A 21838-nucleotide genomic window follows, 5' to 3' on the forward strand; every position below is an offset into this window, starting at 1 on the left:
TCTTCCCTCCAGCCCAAGCAACACTCGTCACAACACGCCAAATAGACGTGAATATGATACGCCAGACATTGCAGCGCGCATCCGAACATGGGATTTGGTGAAAACCATGACGAACTTCCATGACAGGACAACACCATGACCGAAGCCGCTGCCCGGAATGTGTCCGATCTGCTCGCGCAGGCCGATCGACTGATCGCCAGCCATGACGAAACCGCATCGGGCAGCCCGGTCATGGCGCTTGCGCGCCAGATCAGCCGGCAGATGGCCAGTGGCGACCTGCCGGTAGGACAGGTGGAAGAAATCGTGCGCCTGCTGCGTGACCGCGCCTTTGCCGGGCGCGCGCACCATATCGCCACCTATCTGGACAGCCCGGACGACCAGACGGTCAACACCCGCATGCACACGGTCGCGCAGCACATCGTGCAGCCCGACCCCGATGACAGCCCGGTGCCCATCGCCCGCTTCCGCGCCGCGATCGAACGCAGCCGCTTCGCCGCCGTCTTTACCGCCCACCCTACCTTCGCGCTGGCCAATCCGGTCTATGAGGCACTGGCCGAACTCGCCTCCGCCAATCCTGACGCGCCGCCCGCGCATGTCCCGGCCTTCCTGACCCATCGCCGCGCCGGGCCACCCACGCTGGATGAGGAATTCAGCCTTGCCACGCAGGCCATCCTGCGTGGACGCAACGCACTGGACCGGCTGAACACGATCCTGCTGTCCGAAGCGCGCAGCCATTGGCCGCAACTTTGGTTCACCCTGGCCCCTCGTCCCATCATCATGACAAGCTGGGTTGGTTACGACACCGATGGCCGGACCGATATCGGCTGGTGGGACACGCTGCGCCTGCGCCTGCGCATGAAGCAGCTTCAGCTTTCGCGCCTGCATGACCAGATCGAACCCGTTACATCCTGCGCCAATGACCTGCAGCAGCGCGTGCGCACGGCACTCGACGCCGTTGCCGACCAGATCGCCGCCTGCCCCACCGATGCGGATCCAGAAGCCGTATCGCGCTTTGCCGATGTGCTGATCAACCGCAGCGCGGAAGCACTTACCAGCAGCAACGACCTGAGCGCCGCCTTTGGTGAAGCCATCGACGCCGCAACACCTGAAGACAAGATGACCCTTGCCGTCGCGCGCGCGGGCTTCATGGCGCATGGGCTGGCTGCGGCGCACACCCATACCCGCCTGAACGCGACACAACTGCACAATATCGCCCGACAGCGGCTGAACATTACCGACAACCCTGATATTCCCGCCCAGCGGCGCGCCCTGATAAGCCGCATGAACGAAGCGCTGGATGGCGTCACCCCCATCGAGATCGATTTCGGCTCCCTGCTCATGGAACAGGCCAGCGCCGGGCGGCTCATGATGACGGTGCGCCAGATCCTGCGCCATATCGACCGCACCAGCCCCATCCGTTTCCTGATCGCCGAAACCGAAACCGGCTACACGCTGCTGACCGCGCTGTGGCTTGCCCGCCTGTATGGCGTGGACGACATGATCGAGATTTCGCCCCTGTTTGAAACGCAGGAAGCATTGGAAAATGGCGAACAGATCATTGAGGAAGCCCTGCGCTCCCCCCACTGGCGCGCCTACCTGCACCGTACGCGCAAGCTCAGCCTTCAGTTCGGCTTTTCCGATTCGGGGCGTTATGTCGGCCAGCTCGCGGCCACCTATCTGATCGAACGGCTGCGCATCAAGGTGTGCGACCTGCTGCGCAAATGGGATCTCGCCTTTGTAGAGGTGATCCTGTTCGACACGCATGGCGAAAGCATCGGTCGCGGCGCGCATCCCTACCGGCTGGCGGACCGTTTCGACTATCTTTCCCCGCCGCACGCCCGCGCCCGCTATATCCGCGCAGGCATCCAGATGCGCGAGGAAACAGCCTTTCAGGGGGGGGACGGCTACCTGCTGTTCGGCACGCAGGCGCTTGCGGATGCGACGGTCAGCATCATTGCCGAACACGCCTTTGCCACCACGTCGCTCGACCGCGACCCGGTTTATGACGAACCTGACTTCTCGGCCGATTTCTTCTCCACCATCGCCAATGGCATGACCGCGCTGGTGGAAGACCCCGGCTATGCCGCGCTGCTGGGGGCGTTCGGGCCATCGCTGATCGACAAGACCGGTTCGCGTCCTTCCGCGCGGCAGAGCGATGCCGCCTCCACCATCACCCGCATCAAGCATCCCAGCCAGTTGCGGGCCATCCCCAATAACGCCATCCTGCAACAGCTTGCGTGGTGCGCGAACACGCTGCAGGGGCTGGGCACGGCGGCGGCCCGTCATCCTGAAACATTTGAAAAATACCTGGCCGAAAGCCCGCGCTTCCGCCGCGCCATGGATTTTGCCGCCCATGCGCTGGCCCATTCCGACCATGGCGTGCTGCGCGGTGTCATCCGCCTGCTGGACCCCGATCTGTGGCTGGAACGCGCCACCGCGCAAAAAGACCCGGCACGTCAGGAATCATGCCTGTCGCTTATGCACGGTCTGGAAAACCTTGATTTCTGGGCCAGCACGCAGGCCATGTTCCGCCGCATCCAGTCCGACCATCTGGCGCTGCGCCGTGCATGGCCCGAAGCACCGCGCATGCAGCCCAATGAACTGCTGCTGCATGCCATCCGTATCGCCATCATCGAACAGATCTGGCTGCTTTCAACACGGATACCCTATTTCTCGCCCCGGCATGCCTTTACCCGTGATGTGCTGACCATGAAGGTACTTTGCCTTGAAGTGCCGAACGTGCTGACCGAACTGGAACAGATATTCCCCTACCGGTCCGATGGCAGTTTTGATCTCGATTTCCACGAACCGCACGGCCCCCGGCAGGAAGGTACCTATAGTCGTGAATACACCGAGGTTTTTGAACCCATGCAGCGACTGTTCCAGATGACACGGGAAATCAGCACCGGCGTCATGCACCATGTCGGCGCCTTTGGCTGAGGACCGCGTCGCATCACGCAACGGGTGGCGGATCAGTGAACCGCCGCCCCCTTATGGCGTGGCGCTGCCGCAGTCAGCCACCATAAGGCGGGTTGTCGCGCATAACCCCGGCCCGATGACGGGAAATGGCACCAATAGCTGGCTGGTGGATCATGACGCAGGCTGCGCGATCATTGATCCGGGCAGCAGTGCCCCCGCCCATCTGGATGCTCTGGTCCGGGCTGCAGGCGATCGCCGCGTAACCCACATTATCCTGACCCACACCCATCACGACCACCTTGATGGCGCCCGCCCGCTAGGCGCACGGTTGGGCGTGCCCGTATGTGGTTTTCATATGAGCGCCGAACCGGAATTCACACCCGACATCGGCCTGCATGATGGCGACCGGATCGCCGGCCTGCGCGTGCTGCACACACCGGGGCACGCCACCGACCATATCTGTCTGGAAACGGTGGACGGCATCATCTTCACCGGCGATCACGTCATGGGGTGGTCCACCACCATGGTGCCCCCTGCCCCCTATGGCTCGGTCCGGCAGTTTCTGGACAGCATGGCCTATCTGCTGCGGCGCGAGAGCCACCTGCTTCTGCCTGCCCATGGCCCCGCCATACCGCATGTAAAAACATGCATTGAAGGGCTGGTTGCCCACAGGATCGCGCGCGAGGAAAGCATTCTGGCCCTTCTGCCGGACAGTCCGCGCACACTCGATGAAATCGTGGACAGCATGTACCATAACCTGCGGCCCGGCCTGCGCCGCGCGGCCCGGCTTAACCTGCATGCCCATCTGGAAAAGCTGCTGGAAGACGGGAAGATCACGTTACTGGAAAACCAGTGGGCCAGAATTACACCTCGATCAGAATGAGTCCGCCGTCAGGGGACGTTCCAGAAATTCTTTAATGACAGGATGCCATACCCGTCATCCCTGCCATCCGGTGGTAGGATGATGCAGGTACAAAGCTTCACAGAGAAAAGACCCACTATCCGAGCGTGCCAGCGGCAGTGACGGGCCAATACATCAGGTATCGTTGATGCGTATTCATCCAGCACCCGCTGCCTGATGCCACAAAAAAAACCGGCCCCCTTTCGGGAGCCGGTTTCCATTTGATGCTTCCTTTCGGAAAGATCAGGCGGACTGCGCCATGATCTCTTCCGCAACGTTGCGGGGCACCGGATCGTAGTGGTGGAACTGCATCGTGAAGGATGCACGGCCCTTGGTCATCGAACGCAGGTGCGAGATGTAGCCGAACATTTCCTTCAGCGGCACCGCTGCACGGACCATGACGGTGGAACCGGCAGTTTCCTGGCTCTGGATCATGCCACGGCGGCGGTTGAGGTCACCCACCACGTCACCAACGTGATCGTTCGGGGTGGTCACTTCCACGTCCATGATCGGCTCGAGAATGACCGGGCCGGCCTTCTTCATGCCTTCACGGAAGCAGGCCTTCGCCGCGATTTCGAACGCCAGCGCCGAGGAGTCGACATCATGGTACTTGCCGTCCAGCAGCGTGAACTTGAAGTCCACGGTGGGGAAGCCAGCCAGCACGCCGGTCGTAGCCTGCGCCTGAATACCCTTGTCCACGGCCGGGATGTATTCCTTCGGCACGGTGCCGCCGACGACCTTGTTCTCGAAGGAGATGCCTTCGTTACGCTCGACCGGCGCGAACTCGATCTTCACTTCAGCGAACTGGCCCGAACCACCCGACTGCTTCTTGTGGGTGTAGGTCTCGACATGCGTCTGTGTGATCGTTTCACGATACGCAACCTGCGGCGCGCCGATGTTCGCATCCACGCCATATTCACGACGCAGACGGTCGATGATGATGTCGAGGTGCAGTTCACCCATGCCCGACAGGATGGTCTGGCCGGTTTCCTGATCGGTCTTCAGACGCAGGGAGGGATCTTCACCCGACAGCTTCTGCAGCGCCAGCGTCATCTTCTCGACGCCGTCCTTCGTCTTCGGCTCGACCGAGATATCGATGACGGGGATCGGGAAGGTCATGCGTTCCAGAACCACCGGATCGGCGGGATCGGCCAGCGTGTCACCCGTCTGGCTGTCCTTCAGGCCGACGAATGCCGCGATGTCACCTGCATGGACTTCGGACAGTTCCTCGCGCTTGTCGGCGTGCATCTGATAGATGCGGCCGATACGCTCCTTGTGGCCCTTGGTCGTGTTCAGCACGGTGTCACCGGTCTTCAGCACGCCACGGTAGACGCGCACGAAGGTCAGCGTGCCATACTTGTCGTTGATGATCTTGAAGGCCAGGCCAGCAAACTTGCCGTTCGGATCGACCGGGATGATCGGCAGCTTGTTCTCATCCACTTCCTCGTCTTCCGGCGGGGCGATGCGGATGCCTTCCACGTCGTTCGGCGCGGGCAGGAAGTCGATCACGGCGTCGAGCAGCGGCTGGACACCCTTGTTCTTGAACGCCGTGCCACACAGGACGGGGCGGAAGTCACCGGCAATGGTGCCCTTCTTGATGCAGCGCTTCAGCGTCGCAACGTCCACGTCACCCTTGTCGAAGTATTCTTCCATCGCCGCATCATCAACCGACAGGGCGGTGTCGAGCAGGTTCTGGCGGGCTTCGGCGGCCTTTTCCTTCAGATCGGCGGGAATTTCCTCGTAATGGAACTTCGCACCCAGCTCACCGCCTTCCCAGACGATGGCGCGCATCTCGATCAGGTCCACCACGCCAACGAAGTTTTCTTCGGCGCCGATGGGGAGCTGCAGCGGAATCGCGATGATGTCCAGCTTCTCCTTCAGCGTGTCGAACGCGTTGTAGAAGTTGGCGCCGGTGCGATCCAGCTTGTTGATGAAGATGATGCGGGGCACGTTGTAACGGTCAGCCAGACGCCAGTTGGTCTCGGACTGTGGCTGCACACCAGCAACGCCTTCAATGATGAAGATCGCGCCATCGAGCACGCGCAGCGAGCGGTTGACTTCGATGTTGAAGTCAATGTGGCCCGGGGTGTCGATGATGTTGATGCGGCGGCCTTCCCACTCACACGTCACGGCGGCGGAGGTGATGGTGATGCCGCGCTCACGCTCCTGCGCCATGTAATCGGTGGTGGTGTTGCCTTCATGCACTTCACCGATCTTATGGGATACGCCGGTGTAGTACAGGATGCGCTCGGTCGTGGTGGTCTTGCCGGCATCGATGTGCGCGGTAATACCGATATTGCGAATCAGGGAAAGGTCGGACTGGGCGGACACGGGATTACCTCCACAAGACAACACGGGCGCGAACGGGAATTGTCCCTTTCGCGCCTGCCGGAACCGTTAGCTGCTTCCGCCCCCAGTCTTTTTCAACCTGGACGATGCAGACCGGCACAGCGGAACAATGCGCCAGACTTTAGTCAGGCTTACAGGGCACCGGGCCACCTGCCGCCCCCGTGGGGTGCGGCATGGCGGCCTGCAGTGCTTCAGGCCACAGCGGCCTTCTTTTCCTGAACGCGCAGGATGCGGCGCTTCACCGTCAGGGCTTCCGGCGGCAGCTTGCGGTTCGGGGTGGACAGCAGGAACGCGTCCAGACCGCCATTGTGCTCGACCGTGCGGATGCCGTTCGTGGTCATGCGCAGGGGAACCGCCGTGCCCAGGATATCGGACAGCAGCGATGTTTCCTGCAGGTTGGGCAGGAAGCGGCGGCGGGACTTGTTGTTGGCGTGGCTGACGTTGTTTCCGGTCAGCACACCCTTGCCTGTGATCTGGCAGCGGCGAGACATTTTTTCATCCTCGGATATAACTTGGGCCGAGGCATAAATGCCCGGCAAGGATCATCTTGATTAGGCGCGGCTTATCGCCAAACCGTCGCCAACAGTCAAGGTGCATAAGCATGATTCGGCATTTTTTGTCCCGGAAAGGGGGCGGGACGATCCGTTTCACCCCTTTCCGGGCCGATCCGTCAGCCCGCCTTGCGGTCGTGATCGGGGTGCAGTTCGCCCGCCTGCACGCTGTGCAGCGCGTTTTCCAGCATGGCCTGCATCGTCTCGCGCCCCATGGTGCGCGACAGCAGACCAAGCGAGCCGCCCAGCAGCGCGGAGGCGATGGCGACCGGCGGCAGGTTCTCGCCCAGCATGTATTCGATGGCCTTGTCCACCACCGCGCCGCAATGGCTCAGTTCGGGGGGGATGGCGTCCCCTTCGGGGGGCTGGTTGTTCGTGTCCGTCATGTCGCGGCTCCTTCTAGCGTTCGGTCTGATATGGACTGCCTTGCCGCGCCTGACCAGTACGGGACCGGCATGGGTGCGGTAACAAGCGCGCGGGAACGGCTCATGGCTCGGCAGCATCCTCTTCCGCCTGTGCGGCCCACATCTGGGCATACTGGCCACCGCGTTCAAGCAGCGCGCGATGCGTGCCGCGCTCCAGTATCCGCCCCTGCCCCATCACGAGGATTTCATCAACATCGATGATCGTGGACAGCCGGTGGGCAATGATGATGGTGGTCCGGTTGGCCGCCACCGTGTGCAGGGCGGTCTGGATTTCCTGTTCCGTGCGGGTATCAAGCGCGCTTGTGGCCTCGTCCAGCAGCAGCACACGGGGATTTTTCAGGATGGTGCGCGCGATCGCCACACGCTGCTTCTCCCCACCCGACAGTTTCAGCCCGCGCTCACCCACGCGGGTGGCGTAGCCTTCGGGCAGCGTGACGATGAAATCATGGATACAGGCCAGCTTCGCCGCCTGTTCGATTTCCGCCTGCGTGGCGCCCAGCCGGCCATAGGCGATGTTGTAGCCGATGGTGTCGTTGAACAGGACGGTATCCTGCGGCACCACGCCCACGGCACCGCGCAGGGCCGCCTGGCTGCACTGGCGTATGTCATGCCCGTCAATCAGGATGCGGCCTGCCGTCACGTCATAAAACCGGAACAGCAGGCGACTTATGGTGGATTTGCCAGCCCCCGTGGGACCGACAATGGCGACACGGTGCCCCGCTGGCACATGAAAGCTTACGCCACGCAGGATCTCGCGGTCCGGGTGGTAACTGAAATGCACGTCCTCGAAACGGATATCGGCGGCGGGAGCCTCGTCCAGTCTGGCAGGCAGGGAGATGGCCCCTTCGGAATCGGTAATGTCCGCCTGCTCATCCATCAGGGCGAACATATGTTCCAGATCGACCAGCGAATTGCGTAGCGAGGAATAGACGCTGCCCAGAAAGTTCAGCGGCAGGTAAAGCTGCGTGAGGTAGGTATTGACCAGCACGAAGCGCCCCACCGTCATACGTCCGGTTTCCACATCATGTCCGGCCATGAGCATGACGGTAATCAGGGCGATGGCGATGATCGCGGCCTGACCGAAATTCAGCCCATTGAGTGAAATCTGGGTCCGGACGGCCGCGCGTTCGTAACGGCGCTGGGCGTCCTCATACCGTTTGCGTTCGTGCTCCTCGTTACCGAAATACTTTACCGTCTCATAGTTCAGCAGGCTGTCCAGCGCCTTCCAGCCTGCTTCGCTGCTGATGGCGTTCATCCGGCGGCGCAGCCCGATCCGCCATGATGTGAACTGGATGGTAAACACCACATACGCCGCCACCGCCGCCAGCATCACAACGGCATACCGCCAGTCGAACAGCCGCCAGATCACGACGATGACCATGAGCGCCTCGATCATGGTGGGCACCACGTTGAACACGCCCACGCGCAGCACCGTCTCGATCGCTTCCGTTCCCCGCGCGATCGCCTGCGTGACACCGCCCGACTGGCGATTGAGATGAAACCGCAGCGAGAGCTGGTGCATGTGGGTAAAGCTGCGCATGGCCGCGATCCGGCTGATCCGGTAGCGTAGCGGGGCGAACAGGGCATCACGCAGCTCACCCAGCGCCGCCGCTGCCATGCGCAGAAGCCCGTATCCGACGATCAGCACAAGCGGCATCATCGCCGCCTTCCCCACTACGGGCTGGAGCGCATCAATCACGCGGCTGTAGGCGTAGGGCACGCCGATCGTCGCGATCTTGGCCAGCACGAGCAGGACGCAGACGCACACCACCCGCAGGCGCGTGCGCGGATCGTTTCGGGGCCAGAGATAGGGGAACAGGCCGCGCAGGGTCGCGGCGGCGGAACGCTCCGGCGTGTTGGGCCGGGTCATGTCGGTAGCAGCCATATGCACGGCATGGGGCATGTGCCCGGCATTTTGCAACCCATATTCCCTGCGCCCATAAGTACGGGGGCAGGATTGTCAGCCTACCGGGCAGCCGGTATGCCAGCCATGGCCCAGAGGACAGGGATGGATCATGTCACGCAGCCTTGATGGTTTTTTTCGTCATATCGCCGCCTGCAACACGGCGGTCCTGCCCGGTGGACGGCTGGAATTCCGCCTTGGCGACACGCCTGCGGGATGGGTCAGTCCCGCCCTGCTGCCCGCGCTGCTGCGCCATGGCATGACCGCTGCGGGTGATACCGTCACGCTGGATGATCCCTCCCGCCTGGAACAGGTGGGCGAGGCCATGGCGCGTGAAGGGGTCTATCGCTCCCATCACGAACTGTTCGATGTCTGGACCGATATGGCCCGGCCACCCGTGGCGCGTATCGATCGTGGGGCGCTGCCGCTGTTCGGCCTTATGGCTGCGGGCGTGCACCTTAATGGTGTCGTTCGCCTTGCGGATGGACTGCACCTATGGATCGCGCGACGCTCGATGACCAAGCGGCTTGATCCGGGCAAGCTCGATCATCTGGTGGCAGGCGGCATTCCGGCGGGACATACGGTATGGCAGGCACTGATTAAGGAAGCGGCGGAGGAAGCCAGCCTGCCAGAGGAACTGGTAAGCCGCGCCCGCCCCACAACCGAAATACGCTACGCGCTGGACAGACCCGAAGGGTTGCGCCGCGATGTGCTGCACTGTTTCGAGCTGGAACTGCCCCCTGATTTCGTACCCACCCCCGCGGATGGGGAGGTGGAGGAATTCCGCCTGATCCCGATACAGGAAGCCTTCATGCTGGTGCGCGATACCGATGCGTTCAAGTTCAATGTCAACCTTGTGCTGATCGATCTGTTCCTGCGCACGGGCATGATTGACGCCACCAGTCCGGAAGGCCAGCGCCTGCGCCGTGGCCTGACAGGCTGGTCCACGCCGGAAATGGCCTGATTTTCTGGCCACACACGCAGCCCGCTCCAACCTGGCCCAATCGCGGAAGGACCATGCGATGACCATCCCCCCGACACCCCGCAAGATACCCCGCACCATCACGCAGCTTGGCCGCACCCGGCAGGATGAATATGCGTGGATGAAGGATGACAACTGGCAGAACGTCCTGCGCGATCCCACCCTGCTGCGGGCGGATATTGCTGAACACCTGCATGCGGAAAATGCCTATACGGATTCCATCCTGTCGGGCACGCAGGTGTTGCAGGCGCAGCTTGTGGAAGAAATGAAGGGGCGCATCCAGCAGGATGATACCTATCCCGCCATGCCGCATGGCCCGTTTTTCTACCAGACCGCCTATACGGCCGGTGCGCAGTATCCGGTCTATAAACGCCATCCCGCAGCCCAGCCGCAGGCGGAACAGGTTCTGCTGGATGTCAACGCGGCGGCGCAGGGGCATGAATATTATGCCATCGCCACCGCCGGTCACAGCCCGGACCACGCCCTGTTCGCCCATGCGGAAGATACGCAGGGGTCCGAAATCTACCGCATCCGCATCCGCCGCATCGGGGAGGGAGCCGAAACTCTGCCTCCGGTGGAAAACTGTAGCGGCGCATTCATCTTTTCACCCGACAGCCAGTTCATATTCTGGGTATGGCGTGATGAACATGGCCGCCCTGCCCGTGTCTACCGCCGCAGGATCGGCACACAGGAAGACACCCTTGTTTACGAGGAAGCCGATCCCGGCTTTTTCGTCGGCGTCGACGCCACGCGCAGCGGCGGGTGGATCATCATTTCCAGCGGCAATCACGACACGTCCGAATCCTGGCTGGTGCCGGGGCATGACCCGCTTGCTTCCCCCATCTGCGCAGCCCCGCGCCAGACCGGGCTGATGTACAGCCTGTACCATCAGGGTGAGCGGTTCATCATCCTGACCAATGCCGATGGTGCGTATGATTTCAAGCTCATGACCACACCGGATACGGCACCCGGTCGCGATAACTGGCGTAACCTGATCGACCATGAACCGGGTCGTTACATTACGGATTGCATGGTGTGGTCGGGACATATTGCATGGCGGGAACGCCGCGATGCCAATACGCGCATCGTAACCCGCGACCTGCATGGCGCCACCTGCGCGCTGGAACCCGATGAGGCCGCCTACGACCTGACCTTCGCAGGGGGCTACGAATACGACACCACCGAACTGCGCTACGTCTACCAGTCCCCCACCACCCCACGCGCATGGCATGCACGCGACATGGTTACGGGCAATGACCGGCTGCTCAAGCAGCAGGCCGTGCCTTCGGGTCATGACCCCGCGCAATACCGCTGCTGGCGTCTGATGGCGACCGCCCCGGATGGTGAGCAGGTGCCCGTTACCGTGCTGGGACGACATGATACGCCCATTGATGGATCGGCCCCGCTTCTCCTGTATGGCTACGGCGCTTACGGGCATGCCATCGACCCGGTCTTTTCCACCCGCGTCCTCAGTCTGGTTGACCGGGGATGGTTCTACGCCATCGCCCATATACGCGGCGGATCGGAAAAGGGATGGAACTGGTTCCTTGGTGGCCGTGGCCGCAACAAACCCAATACGTTCAGCGATTTCATCGCCTGTGCGCTCTCCCTGATCGACGCGGGTTTCGGCAGGGCGGGCCGTATCGTGGCGGATGGACGTTCGGCGGGCGGCATGGTGATGGGCGCGATCGCCAACATGCGTCCCGACCTGTTTGCCGGGATCGTGGCTGTCGTGCCGTTTGTGGACGAACTGAACACCATGTCCGATGCCTCCCTGCCGCTGACACCGCCGGAATGGCCCGAATGGGGCAATCCGCTGGAGGATGCGCAGGCCTATGACCTGATCGCCAGCTATGCAGCCTATGAACAGGTCGCCCCACGTGCCTACCCTGCCATACTGGCGATGGGTGGGCTGACCGATCCGCGCGTGACCTACTGGGAACCGGCAAAATGGGTGGCGCGCCTGCGCGACCATAACCGTTCGGACCGCCCTGTCATGTTGCGCACGAACATGGAAGCCGGGCATCGTGGCGCGACAGGACGTTTCGATTCCCTTAAGGAAGCGGCCCTGATTCATGCTTTTTCCCTATGGGCCGTTGAAACGGCCGCCCCGACATAGGATTAATGCCTTCGCGGGTCTGTTCCCGTTCCACCCCGCGCCCGTACAGGCCCCGGCCAGCTTTCCAGAGGAATGACCATGACGGATCCCCACAACGCGGATCAGGATCGTCTCAAGCCCCCCGTGGGGGACAACAGGACCGATCCCGCATCCACGATGCGCATCTTCCGTTCATTCCATGAAACCCAGCGCACCCAACGGATCGCGCGGGCCATACTGGCGCTGTTTTTTGTCCTGCTGGCGCTGTACACGGTGCGGGGCTTCCTGCCATCGCTGATCTGGGGCTGCATCTTCGCCATCGCTTCATGGCCGCTTTACGCCCGCGCGCGACGGCGGTGGCCATCACGCGCCCATCAGATCATGCTGCCGATCGTGTTCACGCTGGTCATCGCGCTGATCTTCATCGGCCCACTGGCCCTGTTCGCGCTTGAGGCCGGACGGGAAGCGGAAGGGGTGTTCAGGCTGCTTAATGACGCGCGCCGTTCCGGCATTCCCGCGCCACAATGGCTTGCCCACCTGCCCTATGGACGGCAGGCCGTGGAAGCATGGTGGAATGACCACCTGAAGGAGCCTGCCGATGTTTCGGTCCTGCTTGGCTCGCTCAATATCGGGCATGGCGTCAAGATGACACAGCAGGTCGGATCGCAGGTGCTGCATCGGGTGCTGCTGTTCGCCTTCGCCATCCTGACCCTGTTTTTCCTGCTCAAGGATGGCGATTCCGTCATCCGTCAGTCGCTTAATGTCTCCCGCCGCGCCTTTGGCAAACGGGGGGAACGGATCGCGCTGCAGATCATCGCCTCCGTCCACGGTTCGGTATCAGGGCTCGTTCTGGTGGGAATCGGTGAAGGGATGCTGATGGGGCTGGCCTACCTGGTTGCGGGTGCGCCCCATCCCTTCCTGTTCGGGGTCGTGACCGCCGTGGCCGCCATGGTACCTTTCTGCGCCATCATCGCCATCGGCGCGGTTGCCCTTCTGCTGCTTATCAATACCGGCGCAATGCTGCCCGCCGTGGCGATCGTGCTGTTTGGTATTGCCGTGATCTTTCTGGCCGACCATCTGGTCCGTCCCGCCCTGATCGGCGGGTCCACGCAGCTTCCCTTCCTCTGGGTGCTGACCGGCATTCTGGGCGGCGCGGAAAGCTGGAGCATTCTGGGGCTGTTCGTCGGGCCTGCCATCATGGCCGTGCTGCACATGCTGTGGCTGAACTGGAGCCGTGCCCGCGAATAGACGACCGGAAGCATTGCAGGCACAAAAAAAGCATCCTTTTTCAAGGATGCTTCGGTAAGCTTTTGCTTGGAATCTTTATCGCAGACAGGGATATCGGGCAGGCGGGATTCGAACCCACGACCCCCAGTCCCCCAGACTGATGCGCTACCAGGCTGCGCTACTGCCCGCCTGTCTGCGATGGGCAGGGTGTAGCAGTCCATCGGGGGGACCGCAAGGCATGTTCTGCCCCAAAACTGAAAAAAACCTGATTAAATCAGGCAGGCACCATTGCGCGCAGGGCCTGCAGTTCCACCAGCACGCCACGCAGGCTTTCACGCAGCATGGTATTTTCCGCCTGCATGCGCTCAAGCTCGATCATGACGATCTGTTCCAGCGGGATTTCGGCCTCGGCAGATTCCTGCCCCTGCGCCGCCGGTGCAGCGTCCTTTCCCGCGGCTACAGTCTCGTCGGCGGCATCGGCGTCCGGCTGCGCGGATACATACGTAACCGTTTCCTCGACGACCACTTCCTCGACGCCTGTTTCCTGATCGGCCACGACCACGGATTCGATATATGCCGGTTCCACAGATGGTGCAGGCGTATCGACGTTTTCCGGGGCAGGCGATACCGCCTGTTCAGAGAAACCTTCATCCGATGCGGCAGCAGCCTGCGGCGCGTCCAGCGCGGCTTCTTCAACGCCCGGCGCGGCACCTGCCAGCACGTCCTGCGCCTCGGCAATCGACAGCTTGCGGACGTACAGCAGATCGGCAATTTCGCGCAGCACCGCAATATCCTGCGGGCGATAATACCGCCGACCGCCCTGACCACGCAGTGGGTTGAGCTGTGGAAACCGGGATTCCCACATGCGCATGACATGCTGGGCCAGCCCGAGTTCCCGGGCGACATCATAGATCGGCAGTCCGTCCATGATACCGGCTACGTCCTGATGTGCCGCGTCCGGCACCTGCGGGTCGTCATCCGCATTCATGCCTCGTCTCCTTCTGCTTCACCCGCTTCAGCGGCCTGCCCGTTAACATGGGCACGAAGTAGCTGGCTGGGGCGAAAGACGAGAACGGAGCGGGGGAGAATCGGCACCTCCACGCCCGTTTTCGGATTACGACCCGTACGCTGTCCCTTCTGCCGGACAGAGAACGTGCCAAATCCGCTTATTTTCAAGCTGTCGCCGGCTTCAAGTGTCCGTGCCATCCGCTCCAGAATATCTTCCAGAATATCGGCGGATTCATGGCGGGACAGGCCGACCTGATCATATATCTGTTCTGCCAGAGTGGCGCGCGTCACGGTGCTCATACGCAAACGTTATGCATGCGCGCCACTATCGTCAATTGAATGTCGTGGGGGGATAGAGGCTTTTATCGACTATTCGTTGCAATTTTGCATCGAAATGACATTACAGCCGCGCCAGCGCCGAACCCCATGTCAGACCACCGCCCAGCGCTTCCATCAGCACAAGGTCGCCTTTCTGGATACGCCCGTCCCGCACGGCCTCGTTCAGGGCAAGCGGGATGGATGCAGCGGAAGTGTTCGCATGCCGGTCCACCGTAACCACCACCCGTTCCGCGGGCAGGGCCAGCTTGCGGGCCACACCATCGATAATGCGCAGGTTGGCCTGATGCGGCACCAGCCATTTGACATCCGCATGGGTCAGATTGTTGGCGGCCAGCGCCTCATCAACCGAAGCGGACAGCTTGCCCACGGCATGCCGGAACACCTCGCGCCCCTGCATGCGCAGGTGGGCGGGCATGTCGTGCCTGCCGGTCGCTCCGTCTACATACAGCAGATCACCATACTGCCCGTCGGAATGCAGATGTGTGGACAGGATGCCCGTGCCCTCACCTGCGTCTTGCGTCGCGGTCAGGAACACCGCACCGGCCCCGTCACCGAACAGCACGCAGGTGCCCCGGTCGGACCAGTCAAGAATGCGTGAATAAACTTCGCTACCGATCACCAGCGCGGAACGGGCCTGTCCACTGCGGATCAGCGAATCGGCCATCGACAGCGCGTAGATGAAACCCGAGCACGCGGCGGCCAGATCGAATCCGAAGCCGGAGGTAGCACCCAGTTCCGCCTGCACACGTACTGCCGTGGAGGGGAAAGCCTGATCCGGCGTGCTGGTGGCGACGATTATGGCGTCAACATCGTCCGGCGTGGCGCCCGCGTAATCCAGCGCCTGCCGTGCGGCCTGCACCGCCATAGACACCGCCGTGTCCCCTTCGCCTGCAACATGACGCTGACCGATACCGGTGCGACCGCGAATCCAGTCATCGGATGTATCGAGCCGGGAGGCCAGTTCATCGTTGGTAACGATCCGCTCAGGCAGATAACCGCCGAACCCGGACAGAAGCGAGCGTTTCGCCGTCATGCCTGTTTTTCCACCAATATCAACTCACATGCACAGGTGGGAACAGACATTGCGACCTGCCCGCCACACCGGATGCTACAGCGTCAGGATGCAGGAACCGCCTGCGGCTGATCGGGACTGGCCTTTACCGTGGTCAGGCTTCCCATACGGGCCAGCCGGTCACGGATGCCATCGTTAAAGCGGTGTGTGACCATGTCGATCGCCACGTCAACGGCTGCGGCGAAACCTTCCGCGTCCGTGCCGCCATGCGACTTGACCACGACACCGTTCAGACCCACGAAAACCGCGCCATTATAGCGCCGCGGATCAAGCCATTCCTTCATACGTTCCAGACCGGGACGCACCAGAAGATAACCGATCCGGCCAAGGAGGCTGGACGTAAAGACCTGCCGCAAAAGGGTAAACGCCATTTTCAGCGCCCCTTCCCCGGTTTTCAGGGCCACATTGCCGGTAAAGCCGTCCGTCACCACCACATCGGTCGTGCCTGCGGTAATGTCGTGCCCTTCCACAAAACCGTGAAACTGTTTGGCCAGCGAACTGCCACGCAGCACTTCGGCGGCCTGACGCAGCCGTTCGTCGCCCTTCAGCTCCTCCGAGCCGACATTGAGCAGGCCGATCGTAGGGGCAGGAAGGCCAAGCACGGCCTTGGCGAAGGCTTCACCCATCACGGCGAATTCGACAAGGTTGCGCCAGTCGCAGGCGACATTGGCCCCGAGATCGAGCATCACCACATCGCCGCGCGTGGTGGGGCTTATGGCCGCCATCGCAGGGCGGGTGATACCGGGAAGGGTTTTGACCACGATCTTGGCCAGCGCCAGCATCGCCCCGCTATTGCCAGCGGATACGACACCCTGCGCCTCGCCCTGGGCTACGGCGTCCATGGCAAGGCGCATGGACGAATCGCGCACGCGCAATGCCGCCGTGGGTTTCATGTCCATGGAAATGGCCGAACCGGCCGGACGGATTGTACAGATGGCGGCCGCACGTGGGTAGCGGCTCAGAAGGTCGGTCAACTTTGCCTCATCCCCGACCAGAAGGATTCTGGCTGAAGGATGTCGGTCTGCCGCAATCGCCAGTCCGGCCACTACAACTTCCGATCCGCCATCCCCGCCCATACCGTCCACGGCAAGGGTGTAGGACCCAGTCTCGGAAAAGGAGGAACCTGTCTCGCTCATGCTCGTCTTGTGCCGGGTAAGAAAGAAACGCGCAAGATACGGGACAGACACATTGGAATGACCGTAACCCGCGCGCAACCCGGCTGGGCGGCATCATGACCGCCCGCCGGCGTGATCCGCATGGATCGCGCCGTTACCGGGTAATGACGCCAGTGGCGCGTTCGTATCAGGCGCGGACCGCCGTCTTCAGCGCCTTGCCTGCGGACGCGACTTCGCGGCCGTCATAATGTCCGCAGTGGCTGCAGACGTGGTGCGGACGCTTCAGTTCGCCGCAGTTCGAGCATTCCGCGTGCGCCGGAACAGTCAGCGCAGCATGGCTGCGACGCATGCCACGACGGGACGGCGAGGTTTTTCTCTTGGGTACAGCCATGGGCCCGGGCCCCTCCGATCTGGATCACAACCGGCAGGCACACCCTCGTGGCGTTACACCGGTCAGTTATCAATAATTGAGGGGGGCGCTCTAGCAGACCCTTAAGCCTTACGCAAGACATGATGCGCAGACAGTCTGCCGGGCGCCCCCGCTTCTGCCCCTTCCTTTGCGTCAGTTCTGCTTTTTTTTCAACTCGGCCAGAGCCGAAAAAGGCTGCCTGCGCACGGTTTCTTCCGGCTCGCCTTCTTCAACGGCCATAAATTCCTCCGGAATCGCACTCCCCGGCTTGTGGGGATAGGGATCAAGGGCGAGAGAAAGTTCTTCCGTCGCCAGTTCACCCAGATCGATGCTGTCGCGCTCATAAGGAACTTCATCGACGGAAAAGGGGTCGATCTCGTCATCCTCACGGAAGCGTTCCGACGGAATGCAGCGCACGGTGAACGATTCCGCCAGCACATCCTCGAACGGTTCCAGGCTTACGACGCATTCCTGGGTCACATGCGCGGTCAGCCAGCCTTCTGCCAGTACCTCCCCATCGCGCCCCGGCGCCAGCCGGTAGCGGCACGACAGGTTGCGCAGGGCCGGAATTCCCAGCCGTTTCGCCAGCCTGCGGCATTCATCATCCGAAGCCTCGATCACGGTTTCCATGCCGCGGACGGGGATGCGCCCCACGGCAACCGGGCGGGAAAATTCAGCATCCATGTGTCTTGCTCCTGCGCGTGTGTTCACGGGCCATGCCCGCATGCGGTTGTGGGGGAAATATTGTCCTGCATCCGTGTTTTTCCACCGGCAGGGCGATCTGCGATTGACTTCATTTTCCCAATCGGGCACCGGAAGACGAACCGCATCATGCGCCATGCCCTTATTGCAGGATATTTTCCCGACCATGAGGTCACCCAAGGACAACCAGCCCCGCTCCCGTTCATTACGCCTGTTTTCATGCGCTGTCATCGGGGCTGGGATCGGACTGTCGGGCTGTGCGCTCTTCAAGCCGGGGGTCGTGCAGCGTGGTTCGCTGGTTGAAGCGGATGACTACAACAAGCTCAAGACCGGCGTCACCACGCGATCGGACGTGATGGATGCCCTTGGCTCCCCCACCGCCCATGCCACGTTTGATGACAATACCTGGGTCTATGCGTCCATGACGCAGGTGCTCGCCCCCATCAGCTTTCCGCGCGTGCGCAGGCAGGACGCCGTGGTCCTGACCTTCGATCAGGACGGCATCCTGCGCAATCTGCGCGTGCTGCACAAAAATGACGCCCGTTACGTCAGCATGGCATCGGGGCGCACGCCAACGCCGGGCACCAAGATCAACATCATGCAGCAGATCCTGGGCAACGTGGGCCGCTACAACCCGCTAAGCCAGATGAGCAGCACCTATGGCGGCAGCACAGGCCCGATGAACAGCATGAATGGCGGTCCGGGCCATGGTGGTGCGGGCAACAGCCTGCCCTGACGTAGCGACGCGCTGGCGGCCTATTCCGGCAGCACGATCCTGACCCGCGCCCCGCCCAGCGGGCCTGCTTCCAGCCCGATATGCCCACCATGGGCGTGAATGATGTCACGCGCGATGGCAAGACCGAGGCCCGTTCCGCCCTCCTCCCCGCTTTCAAAGGGACGGAATACGCTTTCGCGCCGGGATTCCTCCACCCCGCAGCCATCATCATCGACATACAGGACAACCTGCCTGCGCCCGCGTTCGGCCGACAGTTCGATGCGGTCTGCGTGCCTGCGCGCGTTTTCGATCACATTGCTCAATACACGCCGCAGGGCGTTACTGCGCCCCGTGATGGTCAGTTCCGATGGCCTGACCGCACGGATGGCGACATGCGCGCCCACACGGCGCATGGCGGTCACGATCTCCTCGAACATGTCCTCAACACGGATGACGGTGGGGATTTCCGCCCCCTCCCCCCGCGCGAAGGACAGGTAGCCTTCGATCATGTGTTCCATTTCCACGATATCGCCAATCATGTCGGCAATATCGGGCTGAAGGCTCTCCGCCCGGACCATGCCCGTACGTGGGAACATGGCCAGTGAGAGCCGCAGGCGTGTAAGCGGCGTGCGCAGGTCATGCGACACGCCCGCCAGAACGGTCGTGCGCTGTTCCACAAAGCGGTTGATCCGGTCACGCATACGATTGAAGGAAATGGCGGCCTTGCGGATTTCCTGCGCGCCATCGGGCACGATGGGCACCGTATCCCGCCCCAGCCCGAACAGTTCAGCCGCCCGGGCCAGCCGCCTTATGGCGCGGACCTGATTACGCATGAATACCGCCGCGATCAGGAACAGCAGCAGCGCACTGCCTGATGCCCACGCCACGAACAGCCATACCGGAGCCACGTCCAGCCTTTTACGCGGAGCCACGACCTGCAGCACGCCTTCGGGCAGTTGTACAAGAATTACCAGACGCCGATGGGGCTGCTTCCAATCCACAAAAGTCGGCCAGCGCACTGTGCCGCGCAGGTCACGCACCAGATCGTCGTCAATCGGCCCCAGGACGTGGTTGGTGCCGCTTCGTTGCAGGCTTTCGCCTTCACGCAACGTCATGATCAGGCCCGCGCGCCTGCCCACGTCATCAAGAATCCACCGCCGGTCGGCAGGCGACGGATAGCGTTCGAGCATGTCCAGTGTCAGTGAAATGGTGGTTGCCATGTCCCCTGACAGCCGGCGCGAGACGATCTGGAGATAATTGCCGTAAAACAGTTCCAGCGAGATACCCTGCGTCACCAGCAGCGGGATGAAGCCGATCAGCAGCATGCGCCCCAGCAGGGAACGCGGCAGGATACGCCGGACCAGACGTTCATGCAGCCTGCGCCACCGGCCGGGCGGGGGTGTATTCTCGGTGCTGTGGGGGAACTCCATGGCCAAGGCTGTACTCTCCGGACACAAAAAAACCGGCTCCTTTGCGGAAGCCGGCTTTTTCGCGGGTCAGACCCGAATCCCGATAACGGTCAGGCTTAGAAGCCTTCACGCTCCAGACGCTTGCGCTCCATCTTGCGGGCGCGACGCACGGCTTCGGCAGCCTCACGCGCCTTGCGCTCGGACGGCTTTTCGTAATGACGGCGCAGCTTCATTTCGCGGAAGATGCCTTCACGCTGCATTTTTTTCTTGAGGGCCTTGAGGGCCTGATCAACATTGTTGTCACGAACGAGAACCTGCACTGGGTCATCAACTCCTGATCGGCCATCCGGTATGGGCGGCGCATGAAACTGAAACTTGGGGAACATCCGCCCGAGGCTATTCCCTTCGTGCGATTCCCAAACGGGCCGCACCTATATCACACTCACTTCCCGCAACACAAATCATTCCCGCACGCGGCGGCAATGAATTTCACGCTCCGTTTTGGGCGGGAAGGCTGTCATACACATCCGGTCATAAACATCAAAGGCGTTACCCCGTCATGACGCTGCTCAAGATCGCCCGTATGGGCCATCCCGTTCTGCTCCAGCACGCACAGCCCGTGCCTGTCCCGTCCTCCCCCGCCATCCGCACGCTGGTGGCGGACATGATCGACACCATGCTGGATGCGGGCGGCGTGGGACTGGCCGCCCCGCAGGTCCATCACAGCCTGCGCCTGTTCGTGTATCACCTGCCCGCCAGCCGCGCGACCGGGCCGGATGAAACGCCGCTGCCGCCTTCCGCCCTGATCAACCCGGTGCTGGAGCCGGTGGACGATGAAATGGTGGACCGGATGGAGGGCTGCCTGTCCATTCCGGACCTGCGGGGGTGGGTGCCGCGCTACCAGCGCATCGCCTATCGCGGGCTGGATGCCGACGGGCAGGAAATTCATGGCATTGCATCGGGCTTTTTGGCCAATGTATTCCAGCATGAATATGATCATCTGAATGGTATCCTGTACCCCATGCGCATGACCGACCTGGGCCGGATGGGATTCGATACGGAAATGACGCGTTACGGAGAACCCGCATGAATCTTTCAGTCCTGCTCGCCGCCGCAACGTCGTCGCTGGTGCCGCCCGACCTCCCCCACTCACCGCAAAGTGATTCGCTGCTGCGCCGGTTTCTGGCGGACCCGCGCGCGGGCAGCCAGCCATGGACCATCACCCTGCTGAAACAGTGCGTGGATGAAAACGCGGATATCCTTTTCCCCGATGGCATGGCGCAGGTGGCCGAAGCCTGTTTCGACATGATGGACCGGGAAATGCTGGCGGCCACCAACAGCTTCCGCAGCCGCAAGATCAGCCGGCGGGTGCGTGCGGCCATCATGTTCCGGCTGGAACACGCAGCCCCACACCGCGCCGCCATACGGCAGGCTCTGGCCACACTGCTGGTCCCCACACATGGCCGTATCCTTGCGCGGACACTGGGGCGAATCGTGAACGCGATATGGCAGGCAGCGGGCGATACATCCACCGGCTTCACATATGTGACCAAACGCATCACGCTCAGCGGTGTCTATATCTCCACGCTCCTGTTCTGGCTTACGCGCGGAGGCAATCCGGCTTCGGTTGAGGCATTCCTCGACCGTCGCCTGGCCGAGGTCGGACGTATCACACGCCTGCGCAACCGCCTGACCGGTCGCATCGCCTGAACCG

Annotated in this window: 20 protein-coding genes and 1 tRNA gene; 8 read left to right on the top strand and 13 right to left on the bottom strand. The window is 62.1% G+C overall.

The window, feature by feature from the left end:
• The first annotated feature begins 135 nt into the window (after nt 1-135).
• Complete coding sequence (locus KSAC_RS05445; RefSeq protein WP_132304621.1) at nt 136-2940, top strand: phosphoenolpyruvate carboxylase; 2805 nt, start codon at nt 136-138, stop codon at nt 2938-2940.
• Nucleotides 2921-3802, top strand: coding sequence for an MBL fold metallo-hydrolase (locus KSAC_RS05450; protein ID WP_132304623.1), 882 nt, complete (start codon nt 2921-2923; stop codon nt 3800-3802). The genes KSAC_RS05445 and KSAC_RS05450 overlap by 20 nt, the downstream gene beginning before the upstream one ends.
• A gap of 261 nt (nt 3803-4063) precedes the next feature.
• Here KSAC_RS05450 and fusA read toward each other — a convergent pair whose 3' ends face one another.
• From fusA to KSAC_RS05470, 4 genes are all read right to left on the bottom strand, one after another.
• Nucleotides 4064-6151 carry an elongation factor G gene (fusA, locus tag KSAC_RS05455; protein WP_102323299.1) on the bottom strand — a complete coding sequence of 696 codons (2088 nt, stop codon included), beginning with the start codon at nt 6149-6151 and terminating at the stop codon, nt 4064-4066.
• A 209-nt stretch (nt 6152-6360) separates the two neighbouring features.
• A complete protein-coding gene (rpmB, locus tag KSAC_RS05460) occupies nt 6361-6660 on the bottom strand; it encodes a 50S ribosomal protein L28 (protein ID WP_025812517.1) in 300 nt (99 codons plus the stop codon).
• 179 nt (nt 6661-6839) lie between these two features.
• Nucleotides 6840-7106 (bottom strand): hypothetical protein, encoded by a 267-nt coding sequence (locus tag KSAC_RS05465; protein WP_102323298.1) that lies wholly within the window; start codon nt 7104-7106, stop codon nt 6840-6842.
• A 100-nt stretch (nt 7107-7206) separates the two neighbouring features.
• Nucleotides 7207-9048, bottom strand: coding sequence for an ABCB family ABC transporter ATP-binding protein/permease (locus tag KSAC_RS05470; RefSeq protein ID WP_132304625.1), 1842 nt, complete (start codon nt 9046-9048; stop codon nt 7207-7209).
• Nucleotides 9049-9160: 112 nt separating this feature from the next.
• On the opposite strand from KSAC_RS05470, the gene KSAC_RS05475 reads away from it, so the two are divergent.
• From KSAC_RS05475 to KSAC_RS05485, 3 genes are all read left to right on the top strand, one after another.
• On the top strand, nt 9161-10012 hold the full coding sequence (locus tag KSAC_RS05475) for an NUDIX hydrolase (RefSeq protein ID WP_132304627.1): 852 nt from the start codon (nt 9161-9163) through the stop codon (nt 10010-10012).
• A gap of 58 nt (nt 10013-10070) precedes the next feature.
• Nucleotides 10071-12149 (top strand): S9 family peptidase, encoded by a 2079-nt coding sequence (locus KSAC_RS05480; protein ID WP_132304629.1) that lies wholly within the window; start codon nt 10071-10073, stop codon nt 12147-12149.
• Nucleotides 12150-12221: 72 nt separating this feature from the next.
• A complete protein-coding gene (locus tag KSAC_RS05485; RefSeq protein ID WP_118962999.1) occupies nt 12222-13376 on the top strand; it encodes an AI-2E family transporter in 1155 nt (384 codons plus the stop codon).
• Between the two features lie 93 nt (nt 13377-13469).
• On the opposite strand, the gene KSAC_RS05490 is transcribed toward KSAC_RS05485, so the two are convergent.
• From KSAC_RS05490 to KSAC_RS05520, 7 genes are all read right to left on the bottom strand, one after another.
• Nucleotides 13470-13543, bottom strand: a tRNA-Pro gene (locus tag KSAC_RS05490).
• 86 nt (nt 13544-13629) lie between these two features.
• Nucleotides 13630-14343 carry a MerR family transcriptional regulator gene (locus KSAC_RS05495; RefSeq protein ID WP_132304631.1) on the bottom strand — a complete coding sequence of 238 codons (714 nt, stop codon included), beginning with the start codon at nt 14341-14343 and terminating at the stop codon, nt 13630-13632.
• Nucleotides 14340-14663, bottom strand: a complete 324-nt coding sequence (locus KSAC_RS05500) for an integration host factor subunit alpha (protein WP_102323292.1) — start codon at nt 14661-14663, stop codon at nt 14340-14342. The genes KSAC_RS05495 and KSAC_RS05500 overlap by 4 nt, the downstream gene beginning before the upstream one ends.
• 100 nt (nt 14664-14763) lie before the next feature.
• A complete protein-coding gene (locus KSAC_RS05505) occupies nt 14764-15735 on the bottom strand; it encodes a beta-ketoacyl-ACP synthase III (protein WP_118962997.1) in 972 nt (323 codons plus the stop codon).
• An 83-nt stretch (nt 15736-15818) separates the two neighbouring features.
• Complete coding sequence (gene plsX, locus KSAC_RS05510; RefSeq protein ID WP_132304633.1) at nt 15819-16910, bottom strand: phosphate acyltransferase PlsX; 1092 nt, start codon at nt 16908-16910, stop codon at nt 15819-15821.
• Between the two features lie 166 nt (nt 16911-17076).
• Entirely contained in the window at nt 17077-17280 is a 204-nt protein-coding gene (gene rpmF, locus KSAC_RS05515; protein WP_102323290.1) for a 50S ribosomal protein L32, read from the bottom strand.
• Nucleotides 17281-17451: 171 nt separating this feature from the next.
• A complete protein-coding gene (locus tag KSAC_RS05520; RefSeq protein ID WP_102323289.1) occupies nt 17452-17982 on the bottom strand; it encodes a YceD family protein in 531 nt (176 codons plus the stop codon).
• Between the two features lie 184 nt (nt 17983-18166).
• Between KSAC_RS05520 and KSAC_RS05525 the strand changes: the two genes are divergently transcribed.
• On the top strand, nt 18167-18736 hold the full coding sequence (locus KSAC_RS05525) for an outer membrane protein assembly factor BamE (RefSeq protein ID WP_102323288.1): 570 nt from the start codon (nt 18167-18169) through the stop codon (nt 18734-18736).
• A 20-nt stretch (nt 18737-18756) separates the two neighbouring features.
• Here KSAC_RS05525 and KSAC_RS05530 read toward each other — a convergent pair whose 3' ends face one another.
• Together KSAC_RS05530 and rpsU are read right to left on the bottom strand one after the other, a co-directional pair.
• Complete coding sequence (locus KSAC_RS05530; protein ID WP_132306132.1) at nt 18757-20145, bottom strand: sensor histidine kinase; 1389 nt, start codon at nt 20143-20145, stop codon at nt 18757-18759.
• Nucleotides 20146-20240: 95 nt separating this feature from the next.
• Nucleotides 20241-20444: a 30S ribosomal protein S21 gene (rpsU, locus tag KSAC_RS05535; RefSeq protein WP_010506446.1), complete on the bottom strand. Its 204-nt coding sequence runs from the start codon at nt 20442-20444 to the stop codon at nt 20241-20243.
• 239 nt (nt 20445-20683) lie between these two features.
• Here rpsU and def point away from each other — a divergent pair, with 239 nt between their 5' ends.
• Together def and KSAC_RS05545 are read left to right on the top strand one after the other, a co-directional pair.
• Nucleotides 20684-21214 (top strand): peptide deformylase, encoded by a 531-nt coding sequence (def, locus tag KSAC_RS05540; protein WP_132304635.1) that lies wholly within the window; start codon nt 20684-20686, stop codon nt 21212-21214.
• On the top strand, nt 21211-21834 hold the full coding sequence (locus KSAC_RS05545) for a COQ9 family protein (protein ID WP_132304637.1): 624 nt from the start codon (nt 21211-21213) through the stop codon (nt 21832-21834). Before def ends, KSAC_RS05545 begins: the two co-directional genes overlap by 4 nt.
• The last annotated feature ends 4 nt before the right edge of the window (nt 21835-21838 follow it).

This window comes from Komagataeibacter saccharivorans, from assembly GCF_004348195.1.
Lineage (GTDB): Bacteria > Pseudomonadota > Alphaproteobacteria > Acetobacterales > Acetobacteraceae > Komagataeibacter > Komagataeibacter saccharivorans.

Excerpts from the sequence above, each read along its gene's own strand:
- KSAC_RS05450 (WP_132304623.1), top strand. The coding sequence starts at position 2,921 with ATGTCGGCGCCTTTGGCTGAGGACCGCGTCGCATCACGCAACGGGTGG.
- KSAC_RS05475 (WP_132304627.1), top strand. The coding sequence starts at position 9,161 with ATGTCACGCAGCCTTGATGGTTTTTTTCGTCATATCGCCGCCTGCAAC.
- KSAC_RS05520 (WP_102323289.1), bottom strand. The coding sequence starts at position 17,982 with ATGGATGCTGAATTTTCCCGCCCGGTTGCCGTGGGGCGCATCCCCGTC.
- KSAC_RS05465 (WP_102323298.1), bottom strand. The coding sequence starts at position 7,106 with ATGACGGACACGAACAACCAGCCCCCCGAAGGGGACGCCATCCCCCCC.
- KSAC_RS05530 (WP_132306132.1), bottom strand. The coding sequence starts at position 20,145 with ATGGAGTTCCCCCACAGCACCGAGAATACACCCCCGCCCGGCCGGTGG.
- plsX (WP_132304633.1), bottom strand. The coding sequence starts at position 16,910 with ATGAGCGAGACAGGTTCCTCCTTTTCCGAGACTGGGTCCTACACCCTT.
- KSAC_RS05505 (WP_118962997.1), bottom strand. The coding sequence starts at position 15,735 with ATGACGGCGAAACGCTCGCTTCTGTCCGGGTTCGGCGGTTATCTGCCT.
- KSAC_RS05485 (WP_118962999.1), top strand. The coding sequence starts at position 12,222 with ATGACCATGACGGATCCCCACAACGCGGATCAGGATCGTCTCAAGCCC.
- rpmF (WP_102323290.1), bottom strand. The coding sequence starts at position 17,280 with ATGGCTGTACCCAAGAGAAAAACCTCGCCGTCCCGTCGTGGCATGCGT.
- KSAC_RS05470 (WP_132304625.1), bottom strand. The coding sequence starts at position 9,048 with ATGCCCCATGCCGTGCATATGGCTGCTACCGACATGACCCGGCCCAAC.
- KSAC_RS05445 (WP_132304621.1), top strand. The coding sequence starts at position 136 with ATGACCGAAGCCGCTGCCCGGAATGTGTCCGATCTGCTCGCGCAGGCC.
- KSAC_RS05525 (WP_102323288.1), top strand. The coding sequence starts at position 18,167 with ATGAGGTCACCCAAGGACAACCAGCCCCGCTCCCGTTCATTACGCCTG.
- KSAC_RS05495 (WP_132304631.1), bottom strand. The coding sequence starts at position 14,343 with ATGAATGCGGATGACGACCCGCAGGTGCCGGACGCGGCACATCAGGAC.
- KSAC_RS05480 (WP_132304629.1), top strand. The coding sequence starts at position 10,071 with ATGACCATCCCCCCGACACCCCGCAAGATACCCCGCACCATCACGCAG.
- KSAC_RS05545 (WP_132304637.1), top strand. The coding sequence starts at position 21,211 with ATGAATCTTTCAGTCCTGCTCGCCGCCGCAACGTCGTCGCTGGTGCCG.
- def (WP_132304635.1), top strand. The coding sequence starts at position 20,684 with ATGACGCTGCTCAAGATCGCCCGTATGGGCCATCCCGTTCTGCTCCAG.
- rpmB (WP_025812517.1), bottom strand. The coding sequence starts at position 6,660 with ATGTCTCGCCGCTGCCAGATCACAGGCAAGGGTGTGCTGACCGGAAAC.
- KSAC_RS05500 (WP_102323292.1), bottom strand. The coding sequence starts at position 14,663 with ATGAGCACCGTGACGCGCGCCACTCTGGCAGAACAGATATATGATCAG.